This is a genomic window from Staphylococcus sp. ACRSN, from assembly GCF_022346615.1.
Classification (GTDB): domain Bacteria; phylum Bacillota; class Bacilli; order Staphylococcales; family Staphylococcaceae; genus Staphylococcus.
In genome coordinates, this window is the sequence record NZ_JAKRNS010000013.1 from 55,193 (window position 1) to 73,502 (window position 18,310).

The window sequence follows — 18,310 nt, forward strand, 5'->3', positions numbered from 1 at the left end:
TATGGGCAAAGTACATGTTTTTGATCACCCACTTATTCAACACAAATTAAGTTATATTCGTGATGTACATACAGGGACGAAAGAATTTAGAGAATTAGTAGATGAAGTCGGTATGTTAATGGCATACGAAGTGACAAGAGATTTAGAATTACAGGACGTTGAAATTGAAACACCTGTAACAAAAATGGTTGCAAAACGTTTAACTGGTAAAAAATTAGCATTTGTTCCAATCCTTCGTGCAGGACTAGGCATGACTCAAGGTATTTTAAACCTTGTACCAGCTGCGAGAATCGGACATGTTGGTTTATATAGAGATCCAGAAACATTAGAAGCTGTTGAATATTTTGTGAAATTACCACAAGATATTGAGGAGCGTGAAATTGTTGTCGTGGATCCGATGTTAGCAACAGGCGCATCAGCAATAGAAGCAATCAATTCACTTAAAAAACGTGGTGCGAAGCATATTCGTTTTATGTGTTTAATTGCAGCTCCTGAAGGCGTTGAAAAGTTACAAGAGGCGCATGAAGACGTAGATATTTTTATTGCAGCATTAGATGAAAAATTAGACGACCATGCATACATTACGCCTGGTTTAGGTGATGCTGGAGATCGTTTATTTGGCACAAAATAGTTTCTCCTAGGAGTGGAGTTGTATGAAGAAAATAATGACTGTATTCGGCACACGTCCGGAAGCAGTGAAAATGGCACCCCTTATTTTAGAAATGCAAAAAGATCCCGAATTACAACCAATAGTTGTTGTAACGGCACAACATAGAGAAATGTTAGATTCAGTGTTAACGAGTTTCGATATAAAACCAGATTTTGATTTGGATATTATGAAACAAGGACAAACACTTTCTGATATTACATCGCGCATTTTAAATAGAATAGAGGATGTTATCAAAGAAGAGCAACCAGATATGATTCTCGTCCACGGAGATACGATGACGACTTTCGCTGGTAGTTTAGCAGCATTATACAATCAAATACCAATTGGTCATGTGGAAGCTGGACTAAGAACGTTTGATAAATATGCTCCATTTCCTGAAGAAATGAATAGACAAATGGTTGGGGTAATGGCAGATTTACATTTTGCCCCAACCAATAATGCTGCAAATAACTTAATAAATGAAAATAAGCCGCTTGAATCCATTGTAGTTACAGGAAACACTGCAATTGATGCGATGAAAACGACCATTCAGGAGTCATATGAATCTACTATTATCGAAAAGCATAAAGATAAGCGTATTATCTTATTGACTGCACATAGACGTGAGAATATTGGAGAACCAATGACTCATATATTTAAAGCAGTAAGAAGCATAGTAGATAATTATGATGATGTGGTGGTTGTGTATCCTGTACATAAAAACCCAAAGGTTAGAGAGATTGCAGACAAGTATTTGTCTGGTCATTCACGCATTGAATTAATTGAACCGTTAGAAGTGGTTGATTTTCATAATTTTGCTCATCAAGCGTATTTGATTTTAACTGATTCTGGTGGTGTACAAGAAGAAGCCCCATCACTGGGCAAACCGGTTCTCGTTTTAAGAGAAGCAACGGAGCGACCAGAGGGGGTTGATGCAGGTACATTGAAAATTGTTGGCACTGATGAACATAAGATTTATGAAGCAACACAACAATTACTAGATAATGGTGAAGCATATAAACAGATGAGCCATGCTCGTAACCCTTATGGAGATGGTAAAGCATCTCAAAGGATTTGTGAAAATATAAAATATTATTTTCAGTTAATTGCTACAAAACCGGAATCATTTAAATAATTATGGGTGGTTAATGTGTCGGAAATGTGACAAGTTTGTAAAAATTTTAACTACAATTTGAATAGAATTGACACGCTAACCACCCTATATTATTATTAAAACTATATGAATGGAACGGTTTTCATAAATGAACTACAAAATGAAATGAGGCACAAAATGAAACGTTTCAGCATCATTTTTAAACAGTACTTACAATACTATAGTTATGGTATGATTGTGCTCTTTATTGTGTTTATTTTCACAAGGTCACCAATTGTATTAGGACTTTTAATAGGACTTACAGGTTCAATGTGTATCACTTTTACATTTGAGTATTACCTAGCAAAAGCTAAAGATAAGGATAATATACATATTTCAACGGGCAACGTTTGGAGATATTTAACTGTTATAATAGCTTGTTGTATTTGGGTTCTATATAAAGACTATATTAATATATTTGGTGTTATTGTTGGTTTATTCGTATCTTATGTTTTAATTATATTAAAACCTTTGATTCAAAAGAATTAAATATTAAACGTGAAAGAGGTGAGAACAGATGCAACATGAAGATCCTCTAGTTGGTTGGAAACTGTTTGGTATAGACATCGTGTTTAATCTTTCATCAATTATGATGTTGATTATTTCTGCGGTTATTGTTTTTGTCATAGCTATTATTTGTACACGTAACCTCAAAAAACGTCCGACTGGCAAGCAAAACTTCATTGAATGGGTTTTTGATTTTGTAAGAGGTATTATTGAAAGTAATTTATCATGGTCGAAGGGTGGACAATTCCATTTCCTTGCAGTGACATTGATATTATTTTTATTTGTAAGTAACATGCTAGGTTTACCTTTTTCAATCGTATCGGGGCACACCTTATGGTGGAAATCACCTACAGCTGATGCCACTGTTACATTAACTTTATCTACATTAGTAATACTTCTAACACATTACTACGGTATTAAGATGCGAGGAACCAAGAAATACTTTGGTAACTACACAAAACCAATATTCTTGATGCCAATTAATTTGTTCGAAGAGTTTACATCAACGTTAACATTAGGTCTTCGACTATATGGTAATATCTATGCAGGTGAATTATTACTGACATTGCTTTCGGGCTTAGTTGTTAATCACTTAGCATGGGGTTGGATTGTAGGTATACCAGGTTTAGTTGTTTGGCAAGCATTCTCGATATTTATCGGTGTTATCCAAGCATACATTTTCATCATGTTATCAATGGTTTATATGTCCCATAAAGTTCAGGACGACCATTAATAATAAAAATTAAAATAAAAAAGAGAAAAATTAGGAGGATTTTATAAATGAATTTAATCGCAGCAGCAATCGCAATTGGTTTATCAGCACTTGGTGCAGGTATTGGTAACGGTCTTATCGTATCTAGAACAGTAGAAGGTGTAGCACGTCAACCTGAAGCACGTGGACAATTAATGTCAATCATGTTCATCGGTATTGGTTTAGTTGAGGCATTACCAATCCTTGGTCTTGTTATTTCATTCATCGTAATGTTCATGTAATTACAATTTTAGTTAAAGGCGAAGTCGATTACGACTTTCGCCATTCGTTTTATCTTAAAGCATTATGAATAATATGAATGAAAGGAGTGTCTATGTAAGTGAATGCTACGACAAACATGTTTGTGCTAGGTGCAACTGAGCCTACAGGTGTTCAGTGGGGAACAATATTCGTTACAGCAGCAACATTTTTAGTCTTACTTGCTTTATTGAAAAAATTCGCATGGGGTCCATTAAAAGAAGTAATGGATAAACGTGAACGTGATATTAATAAAGATATTGATGACGCTGAACAAGCTAAACTAAACGCACAAAAATTAGAAGCACAAAATAAACAAACACTAAAAGAAACACAAGAAGAGGTTCACAAAATTTTAGAAGAATCTAAAATTCAAGCGCGTAAACAACACGAAGAAATTATTCATGAAGCGAATATTAGAGCAAATGGCATGATTGAAACTGCTCAAAATGAAATTAATAGCCAGAAAGAACGTGCTATTGCGGATATTAATAATCAAGTATCTGAGCTTTCAGTACTAATCGCATCTAAAGTTTTACAAAAAGAAATTTCAGAGCAAGATCAAAAAGAATTAGTTGAAAAGTACATAAAAGAGGCAGGCGATAAATAATGGCTAAGATAGCAAATAAATATGCCAAAGCTTTATTTGATACCGCTGTTGACCACGAATCATTAGAGACGATGTACGAATCATTTTCAACAATTGATTACGCAGTATACCCAGAAACGGCTAAATTAAAAGCATTAGATGAAGACCCACAAAAGGATGCTGAACAACGCATCCGTTTTGTGACGTTGGTATTTGGGGAAACAGAACATTATTTGCTAAATATGTTGAAAATTTTAGCTTATAATCGTCATCTTTCATACATTCATGAAATATTTAAATCTTTCGAAGCGTTTTATAATTCACATCATAAGCAAGATTTTGCGGTGGTTGAATCTGTATATGCGTTAACTGAAGAAGATTTAACAAGTATTGAAGAGATCATTAAAAAACGTACTCACTTAGAAACAGTAATGTTATCGAATAAAATTAACCCAGAGTTAATTGGTGGTGTACGTATAAAAGTAGGTACCAAAGTTATGGATGCAAGTGTTCAAAATGACCTTGCCCAGTTAGAAAAGCAATTTATACGAGTGAAATAAAAAATTGGAGGAGTGACATAGATGGCCATTAAAGCTGAAGAAATCAGTGCATTACTTCGCTCTCAAATAGAAAACTATGAGTCAGAAACAACTGTTACTGATGTGGGAACTGTCCTACAAATTGGTGATGGTATTGCTTTAATCCACGGATTAAATGATGTTATGGCTGGAGAGCTAGTAGAATTTAAAAGCGGCGTTCTAGGTTTAGCTCAAAACTTAGAAGAATCAAATGTGGGTGTCGTTATTTTAGGACCATACACAGACATCAAAGAAGGCGACGAAGTAAAACGAACTGGTCGTATTATGGAAGTACCTGTTGGTGATGATTTGGTAGGACGCGTAGTAAATCCACTTGGACAACCAATTGATGGACAAGGTCCGATTAATACAACAAAAACACGTCCAATTGAAAAGAAAGCAACTGGAGTTATGGATCGTAAATCTGTAGATGAACCATTACAAACAGGTATTAAAGCCATCGATGCATTAGTGCCAATCGGTAGAGGTCAACGTGAGTTAATCATTGGTGACCGTCAAACAGGTAAAACTACAGTAGCAATTGATACAATCTTAAATCAACATGATCAAGATACAATTTGTATCTATGTAGCAATTGGACAAAAAGATTCAACAGTTCGAGCAAACGTAGAAAAATTACGTCAAGAAGGCGCATTAGATTATACAATCATTGTTTCTGCCTCTGCAGCAGATCCTGCACCAATGTTATACATCGCACCATATGCTGGTGTGACAATGGGTGAAGAGTTTATGTTTGGCGGAAAAGATGTATTAATCGTTTATGATGATTTAACTAAACAAGCCTCTGCTTATCGTGAACTTTCATTATTATTACGTCGACCACCAGGTCGTGAAGCTTACCCAGGTGACGTATTCTATCTACATAGTAGATTATTAGAAAGAGCGGCTAAGTTAAATGATGAATTAGGTGGCGGGTCTATAACTGCTTTACCAATCATTGAAACGCAAGCTGGCGATATTTCTGCTTATGTACCAACAAACGTTATATCAATTACAGATGGACAAATATTCTTACAATCAGACCTATTCTTCTCAGGTGTAAGACCAGCGATTAATGCAGGACAATCTGTATCACGTGTTGGTGGATCAGCGCAAATTAAAGCTATGAAAAAGGTAGCGGGTACCTTACGTTTAGACTTAGCATCTTATCGTGAATTAGAATCATTTGCGCAATTTGGTTCAGATTTAGATGAGTTTACTGCTCAAAAATTAGAACGTGGTAAACGTACTGTTGAAGTATTGAAACAAGATCAAAATAAACCACTACCTGTAGAAAACCAAGTTTTAATCATTTATGCATTAACAAAAGGTCATTTAGATGATATCCCAGTAGTTGACATCACTCGCTTTGAGGAAGAGTTAAATCAATGGGCAAAATCTAATGCTTCAGATTTATTAAATGAAATTAAAACTTCTGGTGGATTACCTAGCGATGAAGCTTTTGAATCTGCTATTCAAGATTTTAAAAAGAGTTTCAGTAAAACAGAAGCATAATCGTTAAAGTAAATTAAAGGTGGTGAGATAATGGCATCTCTTAAAGAGATTGATACACGTATAAAATCAACAAAAAAAATGAAACAAATAACGAAGGCAATGAACATGGTTTCGAGTTCAAAATTACGTCGTGCTGAACAAAACACGAAGCAATTTAGACCATATATGGATAAAATGCAAGATGCTATAACAGCCGTAGCCGGTGCAAATAAACACACACACCACCCCATGTTAAAGCAACGTGAAGTGAAGAAAAGTGGTTATTTAGTTATTACAAGTGATAAAGGTCTTGCTGGCGCTTATAATGCGAATGTTTTAAAGCGTCTACTTAAAGATATCGAACAAAAACATAACAGCCCAGATGAATATTCTATATTAGTTCTAGGTCAAGTTGGCGTAGATTTTCTAAAGAATAAAGGTTATGAGATCAAAGAATCTTTAGTTGAAGTTCCAGACCAACCTTCATTTAAGGAAATACAAGCAATTGCTAAAAAAGCTATTGACCTATATAGCGATGAAGAAGTAGATGAAGTTAAAATTTACTTTAGTCATTTCGTTAGTGTATTAGAACATAAACCATCAATGAAAGCTGTACTTCCATTATCTCCAGAAGATTCTAGTTTAGGTCATGGTCAAATGTCATCATATGAATTTGAACCAGACAAAGAATCTATATTGAGTGTTATTTTACCTCAATATGTTGAGAGCTTAATATACGGTACAATATTAGATGCGAAAGCGAGTGAGCATGCGACACGTATGACTGCTATGAAGAACGCATCAGATAACGCAACAGAACTTATTGATGATTTATCATTAGAATATAATAGAGCGAGACAAGCAGCCATTACACAACAAATCACTGAAATTGTTGGTGGTTCAGCTGCACTTGAATAATAATTAAAGGAGGAAAACAGCATGGGATTAGGCCGTGTAACACAAGTCATGGGTCCAGTAATTGATGTTCGTTTTGAACACAATGAAGTTCCAGAAATTAATAATGCTTTAGAACTTGATGTTGTTAAAGACAACGAAACAATTTCTTTAACATTAGAAGTAGCATTGCAACTTGGTGACGATGTAGTACGTACGATTGCTATGGATTCAACAGATGGTGTGAAACGTGGTACTGAAGTTAGAGATAGCGGTAAAAGTATCAGTGTACCAGTTGGTGACATAACATTAGGTAGAGTGTTCAATGTACTTGGAGAAACAATTGACTTAGATGAGAAAATAGATGATTCTGTAAGACGTGATCCAATTCATAGAGAATCTCCAGCATTCGATCAATTATCAACTAAAGTTGAAATTTTAGAAACGGGTATCAAAGTAGTCGATTTATTAGCACCTTACATTAAGGGTGGTAAGATTGGATTATTCGGTGGTGCCGGTGTAGGTAAAACGGTTTTAATTCAAGAATTAATTAATAATATTGCACAAGAACATGGTGGTATCTCTGTATTTGCTGGTGTTGGTGAACGTACACGTGAAGGTAATGATTTATACTTCGAAATGAGTGATAGTGGCGTTATCAAGAAAACAGCAATGGTGTTCGGTCAAATGAATGAACCACCAGGTGCACGTATGCGTGTGGCTCTTTCAGGCTTAACAATGGCTGAATACTTCCGTGATGAACAAGGACAAGATGTTTTACTATTTATAGATAATATCTTCAGATTTACACAAGCAGGTTCAGAAGTATCTGCATTATTAGGTCGTATGCCATCAGCTGTAGGGTACCAACCTACATTAGCTACTGAAATGGGACAACTTCAAGAGCGAATTACTTCAACTAATAAAGGATCAGTAACATCAATTCAAGCAGTATTCGTACCTGCTGACGACTATACTGACCCGGCACCTGCTACAGCATTTGCTCACTTGGACGCGACAACAAACTTAGAGCGTAAATTAACTGAAATGGGTATTTATCCAGCAGTTGATCCTTTAGCATCAACATCAAGAGCGCTTGAACCAACAATCGTAGGACAAGAGCACTATGAAATTGCACGTAATGTACAATCAACATTACAAAAATATAGAGAATTACAAGATATCATAGCTATTTTAGGTATGGATGAGTTATCTGAAGAAGATAAACAAACAGTTGAACGCGCACGTCGTATTCAGTTCTTCTTATCTCAAAACTTCCACGTAGCTGAACAATTTACTGGACAAAAAGGTTCTTATGTTCCAGTAAAGAAAACTGTAGAAGACTTCAAAGCAATCCTAGATGGTAAATACGATCATATTCCAGAAGATGCATTCCGATTAGTTGGTGGCATGGAAGATGTTATCGCAAAAGCAAAAGATATGGGTGTTGAAGTTTAATAATTAGGAGGTATGGATAGTGAGTAATACATTAAGCCTAAATATTGTCACTCCTAATGGTTCTGTTTACGACCGAGACGATGTTACATTAGCAGTACTTCAAACGACTGCTGGTGACATCGGGGTTATGTATGGACATATACCTACAGTTGCAGCGCTTGAAATTGGCTATGCCAAAATCAACTTTGATGGCGGTTCAGAATATATTGCAGTGAGTGAAGGTTTTGTCGAGGTTAGACAAGATAAGTTATCTATTATTGTTCAAACTGCAGAGCCTGCAAATGATATAGATGTATCTAGAGCTGAACAAGCTAAATCAAAAGCAGAGTCGCATTTAAACGATAGCAATGGTAATAGTGACATTAATAGAGCAAAACGTGCACTAGAACGCGCAAATAACCGTATTCGTGTTGCTAAATTACAATAGATTTATTAAATTGAAGTTCCTTAAATATAGGGACTTCAATTTTTTTTGTAGTAAAAATGAGTCCAATATATTACAAAAAATGAGTAAACCACTATAAAATCGGGAAAAATATTATAGTGTAATTTAAACGTGTATCTAATTTACTGCTTAAGTATCTTTTCAAGCTTATTTCATGTAAAATAAGTAGATAGTGAATAGCGAGGTGCAGAAATTATGGACTACATGGCACAATTTTCAATTGTTCACCTAATCTTGCATGTTATATGTATTTGTATTGCTTATTGGGCTTTGAATGCCGTGAGATTAGATCAGTTATTTAAAAAGGGTTATCCCTTACAAATTCAAATCTGTATGATATTTTTAGCTATTTTGTTAGGTACTGCGGTAAGTAATTTTTTAGTAGATTTATTGCAATTTTCAACACAAATAAAATATTTAGCACAATAGGTCAAATGCTTGTACCTTTTTTGAAATAGTAGATATAATGATTTGGAAGAAACATGAAATTTATAAAATTAGATAAAAACATTTATAAGTAGTAAAGTGGAGGATTTAAGATGGATAAGATAGAAATTAAAGGTGGAAATAGATTAACAGGAGAAGTTAAGGTTTCTGGTGCAAAAAACGCAGTATTGCCGATTCTTACAGCATCGTTATTAGCATCTGATGGAGCGAGTAAATTATTAAATGTTCCTGCTTTAAGTGATGTAGAAACAATTAATAATGTATTATCAACATTAAATGCAGAAGTTTCTTATAATAAAGAAGAAGAAGCAGTAACAGTAGACGCTACAAAACAATTAAATGAAGAAGCGCCTTACGAATATGTAAGTAAAATGAGAGCGAGTATTTTAGTGATGGGTCCTTTATTAGCTAGATTAGGACATGCTAAAGTAGCTTTACCTGGAGGTTGTGCAATCGGTTCAAGACCTATTGAACAACATATTAAAGGATTTGAAGAATTAGGTGCAGAAATCCATATGGATGGCGGCTTTATTTATGCGACTACCAAAGATGGACTTAAAGGAACAACAATTCATCTAGATTTTCCAAGTGTAGGTGCTACACAAAATATTATTATGGCAGCATCTTTAGCTGAAGGTAAAACTGTACTTGAAAATGTTGCACGTGAGCCAGAAATTGTAGACCTTGCTAATTACATCAATGAAATGGGAGGAAATGTAATTGGTGCAGGTACTGATACTATAACTATCCATGGTGTAGAAACATTACATGGCGTAGAACATTCAATTATCCCTGATAGAATTGAAGCTGGAACTTTGATTATTGCAGGTGCAATCACAAGAGGCGATATCATTGTGCATGGCGCGATTAAAGAACATATGACAAGCTTGTTATATAAATTAGAGGAAATGGGCGTTGAACTTGAGTACAATGGTGATTCAGTTCATGTTAAAGCGGATGGGGAACTTAAACCTGTTGATGTTAAAACATTACCACACCCAGGTTTCCCTACTGATATGCAGTCACAAATGATGGCATTGTTATTAACTTCTGAAGGACATAAAGTTATTACAGAAACTGTTTTTGAAAACAGATTTATGCATGTAGCTGAATTCAAAAGAATGAATGCACAAATTACTGTAGAAGGTAGAAGTGCAAAAATTGAAGGAAAGAGTCAACTACAAGGTGCACAAGTTAAAGCTACAGACTTACGTGCTGCAGCAGCACTTATTTTAGCGGGACTTGTTGCTGATGGTGTTACTCAAGTAACAGAATTAAAGCATTTAGACCGTGGTTATGTTGATTTACATGGTAAATTAAATGGATTAGGTGCAGATATTAAACGTACTCAAGATTAATATTTAAGTTATAATTTAAGTAACAATGTGTTATAAGTTGGAGGTAACAAATCATGGAAACCATTTTTGATTATAATCAAATTAAAGAAATCATCCCACATAGACAACCATTTTTATTAATTGATCGCGTTGTTGAATATGAAGAAGGACAACGTTGTGTGGCGATTAAACAAGTGTCAGGGAATGAACCATTTTTCCAAGGTCACTTCCCTGAATACGCTGTTATGCCAGGTGTATTAATAACAGAAGCATTAGCACAAACGGGTGCTGTAGCTATGTTAAATAATGAAGCAAATAAAGGTAAGTTAGCTTTATTTGCAGGTATTGATAAATGTAGATTTAAAAAGCAAGTGACACCTGGTGACACTTTAAAATTAGAAGTTGAAATTACAAAAATGAAGGGACCTATTGGTAAAGGCAGTGCTAAAGCAACTGTAGATGGACAAGTTGCATGTAGCTGTGAGCTTACCTTTGCCCTTCAAGATAGTAAATAATAAAAACAACCGTAAAAGTTTGTGAAATTTCACAAACTTTTACGGTTATTTTATTGATTATTCTTTTTCAAACTTTTCATCTTTTAATCTTGGTTTAGATTGCATCATTCTGTTAAATGATTTTTTTAATTCTTCGCCAGATAACCCCTCATCAATTAACTGTTCTAACAAACTTTCTGCATAAACTTGTCTTAAAGTGTATATATGACACTCAAATACAACTGAAATTGCCTGCGTCTGTTCTAATTTACTTATATGTTTTATAGTGGCATCAAATAATGCTGGATCATTAGCTGGACGTGTAATTACGACACGTATATCTAATAAGGCCTCATCATCCATATATTTTTTCATCGTTTCATAATGAAAATCTGAAATGACGATTTCAAGCAACCAGCCCGTGCCACTACTTTCTTTATTGATAATGACACCATCTTCTAATTCGTATTCAGTCACGCCACCATTTTCTGATACAATTTGAAATCGAACGGCTTTAAATGTCTTCATCGTCTTCACATCCATTAATAAATTTTTAAATCTACTATAATTCCATTTATATAAGTATTATAACGTAGTTTTAAATAGGAAAGGTAATAATTATAAAAAAGAGAAGAAGTAATTATTAATATTTATGAAAAACTGCATTTTGACTATAGTAGGGTCATTTCATAATATATTAATATAAAGGAGGTGAAACATGATTAACAATATTGTCATTGTAGGGAGACTGACAAAGGACCCACAAATATATGAAAAGGAGGGAAGAAAATTGGCTACCTTTTGTGTAGCTGTAAATCGAAATTACAAAGACAAGGAACAAAATACAATTTGTGATTATTTATATTGCAAAGCTTTCGGTAAACTCGCTACAAATATTGAACGATACACTAATCAAGGTTCACTTGTAGGTATTACTGGTCAAATGCAATCTAGTAAGTACTCGAAAGAAGGTCAAACACATTTTGTATCAGAAATTTTTGTTGAAACAATTAAATTCATGTCTAAAAGACTTACAAAAGACAACGAAACACTATTTGAATCTATCCCACTAGAAACGCAACAGCAAACCATTGAACAATCAAAAAGTGAAGTACGTGAAACCATCGAAATTGTTTAAAACTTCCACTTAATAACAATAATCCCTTATATAATCCATTCAAATTAATATACATTTAATCCTACTATTCATTATACTTTTTCTGGCTATTCCTCTTTTAAATTAAAAAGAGAGGAATAGCTTTTTTGTGAAGAAATAAAAATAAAACCTTATGTAAGAATAAGTGTAAAAAAACACTAAAAAATCCTATTATGACGGTATTTGTTAACAGAATAATCAGATAAATTACATTTATATTACGCTATTAAAATCAATCATAAGCGTTTAAAACCTTTCATGGCATACTTAAACAGATTAATTTCAAAATAAATATAATTTTTTACTGTAATTTGGATGTAAAAAAAAGAGTTGTTTTTTTATTTCACTGTAACCTACTAGCATATCTTGGATGTTATAGTTGCTTTAGCAAATTAATCATACAAACTAATTACCTTATAGGAGGAATTTTTAGAAATGAAAAAAACAGTAATCGCATCAACATTAGCAGTAGGTTTAGGAGTAACAGGAGTAGCAGCAGGAAATTCAGCAGACGCTTCAGAACAAGGTGTTAATAAAGCAGAGTTAGCACAATTAGCTCAATCAAATCCACAACAATTAAATGAATCTCCAGTTCAAGAAGGTTCATATAACTATAACTTTAATTTAGATGGCGTTAACTATAACTTTGAATCAAATGGCGATACTTGGTCATGGAGTTATACTGGCGGTTCTTCAGATAATAATTCAGGTTCAAGTCAAGTTGAACAACCAAAACAACAATCAACTACACAAACAGAACAACCAACACAAGAAGCGGCACCACAAACAGAACAAACACAACAGCCACAACAAGAAGCTACAACACAACAAGCATCAACACAACAAAGTTCAACTCAAGAATCATCAAATACTTCAAGCAGTGAAGAATCAACAGGTTCTTCAGTAAATGTTAACTCTCATTTACAACAAATTGCTCAACGTGAATCAGGTGGCGATTTGAAAGCTGTTAACCCTTCATCAGGTGCAGCAGGTAAATACCAATTCTTACAAAGTACGTGGGATTCAGTAGCACCTGCAGAATATCAAGGTGTATCTCCTACAGAAGCACCTGAATCAGTACAAGATGCAGCAGCAGTTAAACTTTATAACTCAGCTGGTGCTTCACAATGGGTAACTGCATAATTTTACCAAAGCATTAATAATAAGCTCATTCCATAATAGGAGTGAGCTTATATTTATGTTATAAAGCATAATTGCAAAGTTCAATGCATTTTGTTATGTTTAAATAAATACAAATATAAAATACTACTAGGGGAGCCAAATGGCTGAGATGAAGAAATTCAGACCCTTAAAACCTGATTTGGTTAGTACCAACGTAGGAAAGTAGTTTAATTTATAGTAGACGATATTATATTTTCTATGGATTAACTACATTCTTATAGTTGGAATGTAGTTTTTTTGTTTATAGGAGGGCTTTATTGTTGTTATTTTCAGAAGAGTTAAAAAGCAAAGCTAAACCAATTATAAAAGAAATATATCATGACCCCTTTATACAAGATATGTTACATGGGAAATTATCGATTCAAGCTACTAAATTTTATTTAAAAGCAGACGCTTCATATTTAAAAGAATTTGCAAATATATATGCGCTATTGATTCCAAAAATGCCTGATTTAAACGATGTTAAATTTTTAGTTGAACAAATTCAATTTATAGTAGATGGTGAAGTAGCAGCACATGAGATTCTTGCCGATTATGTTCAAGAACCCTATGATAAAATAGTACAAGAAAAGGTATGGCCACCGAGTGGCGATCATTATATAAAACATATGTATTACAATGCATTTGCTAAGGAAAATGCAGCATATACTATTGCTGCTATGGCGCCTTGTCCTTATGTTTATCAAGTGATAGGAAAATGGGCATTGGAAGATGAAACTTTAAATAAAAATTCGATTTTAAGACAATGGTTTGAATTTTACAGTACAGAGATGGATGATTTAGTAAATGTTTTTGATAATTTAATGAATAAATTAACAGAAAATCTAAGTAATGAAGAAAAACAAACTATAATTGAAGTATATTTACAGAGTACGGTACATGAAAAAAACTTTTTTGCAATGTCATATAATGAGGAACAATGGACATTTGGAGGAGATTATAATGCATAAACCAAAGATAGCTTTGACAATAGCTGGTACTGATCCAACAGGTGGTGCAGGTGTAATGGCTGATTTAAAGTCATTTCATGCATGTGGTGTTTATGGTATGGCAGCAATTACGAGTATTGTTGCTCAAAATACGAAAGGTGTACAACATATTCATAATTTAGAAACGAGCTGGCTTGAGGAGCAGATGATCAGTGTTTTTGATGACGAATTGCCTCATGCATTAAAGACAGGAATGATAGCCTCAAAATCAATGATGCAACTTATTGCTCAATATTTAAGACAATATCCTGACATTCCCTATGTCATAGATCCAGTAATGTTAGCTAAAAGTGGTGATTCACTAATGGATGATGAAGCTAAAGCAGATTTACAAAATATCTTGCTTCCATTTGCAACTGTAGCGACACCTAATATACCAGAAGCAGAGGAAATCGTTGGCTTTAAAATCAATTCTGAATCAGATATTCATAATGCTGGTAAAGTATTTATAGAAGAAATAGGTAGTAAGGGTGTTGTGATTAAAGGTGGGCACTCAGACGATTTAACACTAGCGAAGGATTATCTATTTACTAAGGAAAACGTGTATACTTTTGAGTCACCAAGATTTGAAACGAAACATACACATGGTACAGGTTGTACATTTTCCGCCGTTATTACTGCTGAATTAGCAAAAGGTAAATCTATATATCAAGCAGTTCAAAAAGCGAAACAATTTATTGCATTAAGTATTGAATATACACCTGAAATAGGACAAGGTAGAGGACCTGTAAATCATTTTGCATATATGAAAAAAGTGGGGTTAGATGATGAGTAATTTAGATGAGATAAGAAAGAATAATCCATTGATTATTTGTTATACCAATGATGTTGTCAAAAATTTTACAGCAAATGGTTTATTGAGCTTAGGTGCAAGTCCGGCAATGAGTGAAGCACCAGAAGAAGCTAAAGAAATGTTATCAGTGGCACAGGCATTATTAATTAATATAGGTACAATTACAAAAGAAAGAGCAAGAGATATGATAGAAATTGCAAAAATTGCAAATAAAGTTGGAACACCAATCATATTTGATCCAGTTGCTGTTGGTGCATCTGATTTTAGGAAACAATTTTGTAAGCAATTTTTAAATGAAATAGATGTAGCAGTTATTAAAGGTAATGCTTCTGAAGTACTCACTTTAATCGATGAAGAGACAACGATGAAAGGTACAGATAGTGATGTAAGTTTAAATTCAGTTGATATAGCACGTAAAGCATTAGATAAACTACATTCTGCTATTGTTGTTACAGGTTCAGAAGATATTGTGGCTCAAGGTAATCAGATTATTAAATTAAGTAATGGATCTGAATTGTTAACACGTATTACAGGTGCCGGTTGCTTATTAGGTGCTGTAATTGGAGCCTTTTTAACTACAAAAAATAAAGTTCAAGTACAGCAGTTAGAAGAAGCGGTTTCTATTTATAATATTGCTGCTGAAACTGCAGAAAAGATTTCTGAACAACGTGGTCCTGGTTCATTTTTAACAGCATTAGTAGATCGATTATATCATATTACATATGATGATTATTTGAAATCTTTCAAAAGAACAGAGGTTTAACTATGTTTAATAAAAAAGCGTTAAGATTATATTTTATTTGTGGAACTCAAGATATACCTCAAGATAAAACAATTTATGAAGTTTTAACAGAAGCATTATCAGCAGGTATTACTATGTTTCAATTTAGAGAAAAGGGCGAATCTGCATTACAAGGAGACGATAAGGAAGCTTTAGCTTTATCCTTGCAAGCATTATGTCATAATTACAAGGTACCATTTATTGTTAATGACGATATTGAATTAGCATTAAACATAAATGCAGATGGGATTCATGTAGGGCAAGATGATCCATCCGTGGATTTATTTGCACTACAATTTCAAGATAAAATTATAGGACTAAGTGTAAGTAATGTTGATGAATATAAAAAATCGGATTTGTCACATGTCGACTATATTGGTGTTGGCCCAATGTATCAAACAACATCCAAAAATGATGCGAGTGCGCCCGTAGGTCCTGAAATGATTCAGACACTAAGAACTTATATCAATGACTTTCCAATTGTTGCGATAGGCGGTATTCAACTAGAAAATGCGCCTACTATTTTACAAAAAGGAGCAGATGGTATATCAATAATTTCTGCAATAGCTCAAAGTAATTCAGTTACAAATACTGTTCGACAATTTTTACAAACTGTTGAATAATATATAAAATTCACTGTTTTTGATTTCTACTTCTCTTTGAGTATGATAAAATAAATTCTATGTGAATAAATCATTAGAGGTGGAAAAATGAAGAAGAAAGCGCTACTACCTTTGCTTTTAGGTGTTATGGTCTTTTTAGCGGGCTGTGACTATTCAAAACCTGGAAACAGAGACGGATTTTTCTTTAATACATTTGTAGAACCAATGGATAAATTAATACATTGGTTAGGATCAAGTTTTAACAATGACTACGGTCTAGCAATTATTGTTCTTGTATTAGCAATTCGTGTCGTATTATTACCTTTCATGTTATCTAACTATAAAAATAGTCATATGATGCGTGAAAAAATGAAAATTGCAAAACCTGATATCGATGCAATACAAGAAAAAGTCAAACGCTCACGCACACAAGAAGAAAAAATGGCAGCAAATTCAGAAATGATGGAAGTTTATAAGAAATATGATATGAATCCAATGAAGAGTATGTTAGGTTGTTTACCAATGTTAATTCAAATGCCTATCATCATGGGATTATTCTTCGTATTAAAATACCCTTCAAAAGGTGGATTTACAGAACATCCAAATTTCTTATGGTTTAATTTATCGCATCCAGACATTTGGATAACGATTATTGCCGGAATTTTATATTTCTTACAAGCATTTGTTTCAAGCAAAAGTATGCCAAATGAACAACGTCAAATGGGTTATATGATGATGGTTATTTCACCTATTATGATTGTTTGGATTTCATTAAGTTCGGCATCAGCATTAGGTTTATATTGGTCTGTCAGTGCGGCATTCTTGATTGTACAAACACAATTAGCAAATATGTACTATTCTAAACTTGCTAAAAAAGAAGTTGCACCAATGATTGAAGCAATGAAAAAAAACAATGATACTTCGGCTAAAAAAGCAAGCAACACGCAAGTAGTATCAAAAAAAGGTAAAAAGAAATAATTCAGTTTACAAATTATAAAAAGCCGTTTGGGTAAATCCCAAACGGCTTTTATAATTTATATTATTGATTATTGAAGTACCACTCTTGAAAGAATTGTGTAATGAATTGTTCCATAAAGTGATGTCTTTCTTCGGCTATTTGTTTACCAGTTTCTGTATGGATTAACGATTTTAATTTAAATAATTTATCGTAAAAATGTTTGATTGCGGATTGAGGACTTAACATTATTTCCTCTGTAAGCGGAGGATAATGCGTTTCATATTCAAGATCAGAAGCTGAAGTAGGGGATATCCACATTGGCTCATCAAAGTGTCCAGCAAATTGAAAAGTACGTGCAATTCCAATTGCACCCATTGCATCTAAACGATCTGCGTCTCTAACGATTTGTCCCTCGATAGATAGAGGAACATTATTGTTTGCTCCACCTTTATAACTCATATGTTCAATTATATATAATATATGAAGTCGATTTTCATCAGAAATTTGGATTTTTTGAAGGAAATGCGAGAGTTGCGTCATACTATAAGCAGTATCAGTTAACTTTGAATCTACAGTATCATGTAAAATACTTGCTAACTCTATTATGAGTAATTCACCTGATTGTTCCGTATCGGCGATAAATTTTGCTAAATTCAAGACACGTTCAACATGAGCAACATCATGGCCAGTTGTATCATCTTTATGAAAAGTACGCATATATGATTTGGCTTCGTTCAACTGTTTAATATAATTCATAGAAATGACTCCTTAAATAAAAAATCTAAAGTAATGTGT

General features: G+C 33.7%; 23 protein-coding genes and 1 riboswitch. Of the genes, 21 read left to right on the top strand and 2 right to left on the bottom strand.

What is annotated here, in order from left to right; all coding sequences use genetic code 11:
* Position 1: 1 nt before the first annotated feature.
* The 14 genes from upp to fabZ all read left to right on the top strand — a co-directional run bounded on the left by upp (position 2) and on the right by fabZ (position 11,075).
* Entirely contained in the window at positions 2-631 is a 630-nt protein-coding gene (gene upp / locus MHZ36_RS11975) for a uracil phosphoribosyltransferase (protein WP_042739544.1), read from the top strand.
* A 22-nt stretch (positions 632-653) separates the two neighbouring features.
* Positions 654-1,784, top strand: a complete 1,131-nt coding sequence (gene wecB / locus MHZ36_RS11980) for a non-hydrolyzing UDP-N-acetylglucosamine 2-epimerase (protein ID WP_239231909.1) — start codon at positions 654-656, stop codon at positions 1,782-1,784.
* A 156-nt stretch (positions 1,785-1,940) separates the two neighbouring features.
* Positions 1,941-2,291 carry an ATP synthase subunit I gene (locus MHZ36_RS11985; RefSeq protein ID WP_239231910.1) on the top strand — a complete coding sequence of 117 codons (351 nt, stop codon included), beginning with the start codon at positions 1,941-1,943 and terminating at the stop codon, positions 2,289-2,291.
* Between the two features lie 28 nt (positions 2,292-2,319).
* A complete protein-coding gene (atpB, locus tag MHZ36_RS11990; RefSeq protein WP_239231911.1) occupies positions 2,320-3,042 on the top strand; it encodes a F0F1 ATP synthase subunit A in 723 nt (240 codons plus the stop codon).
* 47 nt (positions 3,043-3,089) lie between these two features.
* Entirely contained in the window at positions 3,090-3,302 is a 213-nt protein-coding gene (gene atpE, locus MHZ36_RS11995) for a F0F1 ATP synthase subunit C (protein ID WP_002510315.1), read from the top strand.
* A 98-nt stretch (positions 3,303-3,400) separates the two neighbouring features.
* Positions 3,401-3,928 carry a F0F1 ATP synthase subunit B gene (locus tag MHZ36_RS12000; RefSeq protein ID WP_239231912.1) on the top strand — a complete coding sequence of 176 codons (528 nt, stop codon included), beginning with the start codon at positions 3,401-3,403 and terminating at the stop codon, positions 3,926-3,928.
* Entirely contained in the window at positions 3,928-4,467 is a 540-nt protein-coding gene (locus tag MHZ36_RS12005; RefSeq protein ID WP_239231913.1) for a F0F1 ATP synthase subunit delta, read from the top strand. The genes MHZ36_RS12000 and MHZ36_RS12005 overlap by 1 nt, the downstream gene beginning before the upstream one ends.
* A gap of 21 nt (positions 4,468-4,488) precedes the next feature.
* Positions 4,489-6,000: a F0F1 ATP synthase subunit alpha gene (atpA, locus tag MHZ36_RS12010; RefSeq protein ID WP_239231914.1), complete on the top strand. Its 1,512-nt coding sequence runs from the start codon at positions 4,489-4,491 to the stop codon at positions 5,998-6,000.
* Positions 6,001-6,030: 30 nt separating this feature from the next.
* Entirely contained in the window at positions 6,031-6,897 is an 867-nt protein-coding gene (gene atpG / locus MHZ36_RS12015; protein ID WP_239231915.1) for an ATP synthase F1 subunit gamma, read from the top strand.
* A gap of 21 nt (positions 6,898-6,918) precedes the next feature.
* The gene (atpD, locus tag MHZ36_RS12020) at positions 6,919-8,331 is read left to right on the top strand and encodes a F0F1 ATP synthase subunit beta (RefSeq protein ID WP_239231916.1); all 1,413 of its coding nucleotides are present in this window, start codon (positions 6,919-6,921) and stop codon (positions 8,329-8,331) included.
* A 19-nt stretch (positions 8,332-8,350) separates the two neighbouring features.
* A complete protein-coding gene (locus MHZ36_RS12025) occupies positions 8,351-8,758 on the top strand; it encodes a F0F1 ATP synthase subunit epsilon (protein ID WP_239231917.1) in 408 nt (135 codons plus the stop codon).
* 213 nt (positions 8,759-8,971) lie between these two features.
* A complete protein-coding gene (locus tag MHZ36_RS12030) occupies positions 8,972-9,205 on the top strand; it encodes a DUF1146 family protein (RefSeq protein WP_239231919.1) in 234 nt (77 codons plus the stop codon).
* 110 nt (positions 9,206-9,315) lie between these two features.
* On the top strand, positions 9,316-10,581 hold the full coding sequence (murA, locus tag MHZ36_RS12035; RefSeq protein WP_239231921.1) for a UDP-N-acetylglucosamine 1-carboxyvinyltransferase: 1,266 nt from the start codon (positions 9,316-9,318) through the stop codon (positions 10,579-10,581).
* Positions 10,582-10,634: 53 nt separating this feature from the next.
* The gene (gene fabZ / locus MHZ36_RS12040) at positions 10,635-11,075 is read left to right on the top strand and encodes a 3-hydroxyacyl-ACP dehydratase FabZ (RefSeq protein ID WP_239231923.1); all 441 of its coding nucleotides are present in this window, start codon (positions 10,635-10,637) and stop codon (positions 11,073-11,075) included.
* Between the two features lie 57 nt (positions 11,076-11,132).
* Here the strand turns inward: fabZ and MHZ36_RS12045 are convergent, their stop codons facing one another.
* Positions 11,133-11,582 (bottom strand): YwpF-like family protein, encoded by a 450-nt coding sequence (locus MHZ36_RS12045; protein WP_239231925.1) that lies wholly within the window; start codon positions 11,580-11,582, stop codon positions 11,133-11,135.
* Between the two features lie 190 nt (positions 11,583-11,772).
* Here MHZ36_RS12045 and MHZ36_RS12050 point away from each other — a divergent pair, with 190 nt between their 5' ends.
* The 7 genes from MHZ36_RS12050 (at position 11,773) to yidC (ending at position 17,535) form a co-directional block, all read left to right on the top strand.
* Positions 11,773-12,192, top strand: a complete 420-nt coding sequence (locus MHZ36_RS12050; RefSeq protein ID WP_239231926.1) for a single-stranded DNA-binding protein — start codon at positions 11,773-11,775, stop codon at positions 12,190-12,192.
* Between the two features lie 453 nt (positions 12,193-12,645).
* Positions 12,646-13,353 (top strand): transglycosylase family protein, encoded by a 708-nt coding sequence (locus MHZ36_RS12055; RefSeq protein ID WP_239231928.1) that lies wholly within the window; start codon positions 12,646-12,648, stop codon positions 13,351-13,353.
* A gap of 118 nt (positions 13,354-13,471) precedes the next feature.
* Positions 13,472-13,570, top strand: a riboswitch (TPP riboswitch).
* An 82-nt stretch (positions 13,571-13,652) separates the two neighbouring features.
* Positions 13,653-14,342, top strand: a complete 690-nt coding sequence (gene tenA / locus MHZ36_RS12060) for a thiaminase II (RefSeq protein ID WP_239231930.1) — start codon at positions 13,653-13,655, stop codon at positions 14,340-14,342.
* Positions 14,335-15,156: a bifunctional hydroxymethylpyrimidine kinase/phosphomethylpyrimidine kinase gene (thiD, locus tag MHZ36_RS12065; protein WP_239231932.1), complete on the top strand. Its 822-nt coding sequence runs from the start codon at positions 14,335-14,337 to the stop codon at positions 15,154-15,156. The genes tenA and thiD overlap by 8 nt, the downstream gene beginning before the upstream one ends.
* Positions 15,149-15,937: a hydroxyethylthiazole kinase gene (thiM, locus tag MHZ36_RS12070; protein WP_239231933.1), complete on the top strand. Its 789-nt coding sequence runs from the start codon at positions 15,149-15,151 to the stop codon at positions 15,935-15,937. The genes thiD and thiM overlap by 8 nt, the downstream gene beginning before the upstream one ends.
* A 2-nt stretch (positions 15,938-15,939) precedes the next feature.
* Positions 15,940-16,578, top strand: a complete 639-nt coding sequence (thiE, locus tag MHZ36_RS12075; RefSeq protein WP_239231934.1) for a thiamine phosphate synthase — start codon at positions 15,940-15,942, stop codon at positions 16,576-16,578.
* Between the two features lie 87 nt (positions 16,579-16,665).
* Positions 16,666-17,535: a membrane protein insertase YidC gene (gene yidC, locus MHZ36_RS12080; protein WP_239231935.1), complete on the top strand. Its 870-nt coding sequence runs from the start codon at positions 16,666-16,668 to the stop codon at positions 17,533-17,535.
* Positions 17,536-17,596: 61 nt separating this feature from the next.
* Here the strand turns inward: yidC and MHZ36_RS12085 are convergent, their stop codons facing one another.
* Complete coding sequence (locus MHZ36_RS12085; RefSeq protein WP_239231937.1) at positions 17,597-18,271, bottom strand: HD domain-containing protein; 675 nt, start codon at positions 18,269-18,271, stop codon at positions 17,597-17,599.
* Between the last annotated feature and the right edge of the window lie 39 nt (positions 18,272-18,310).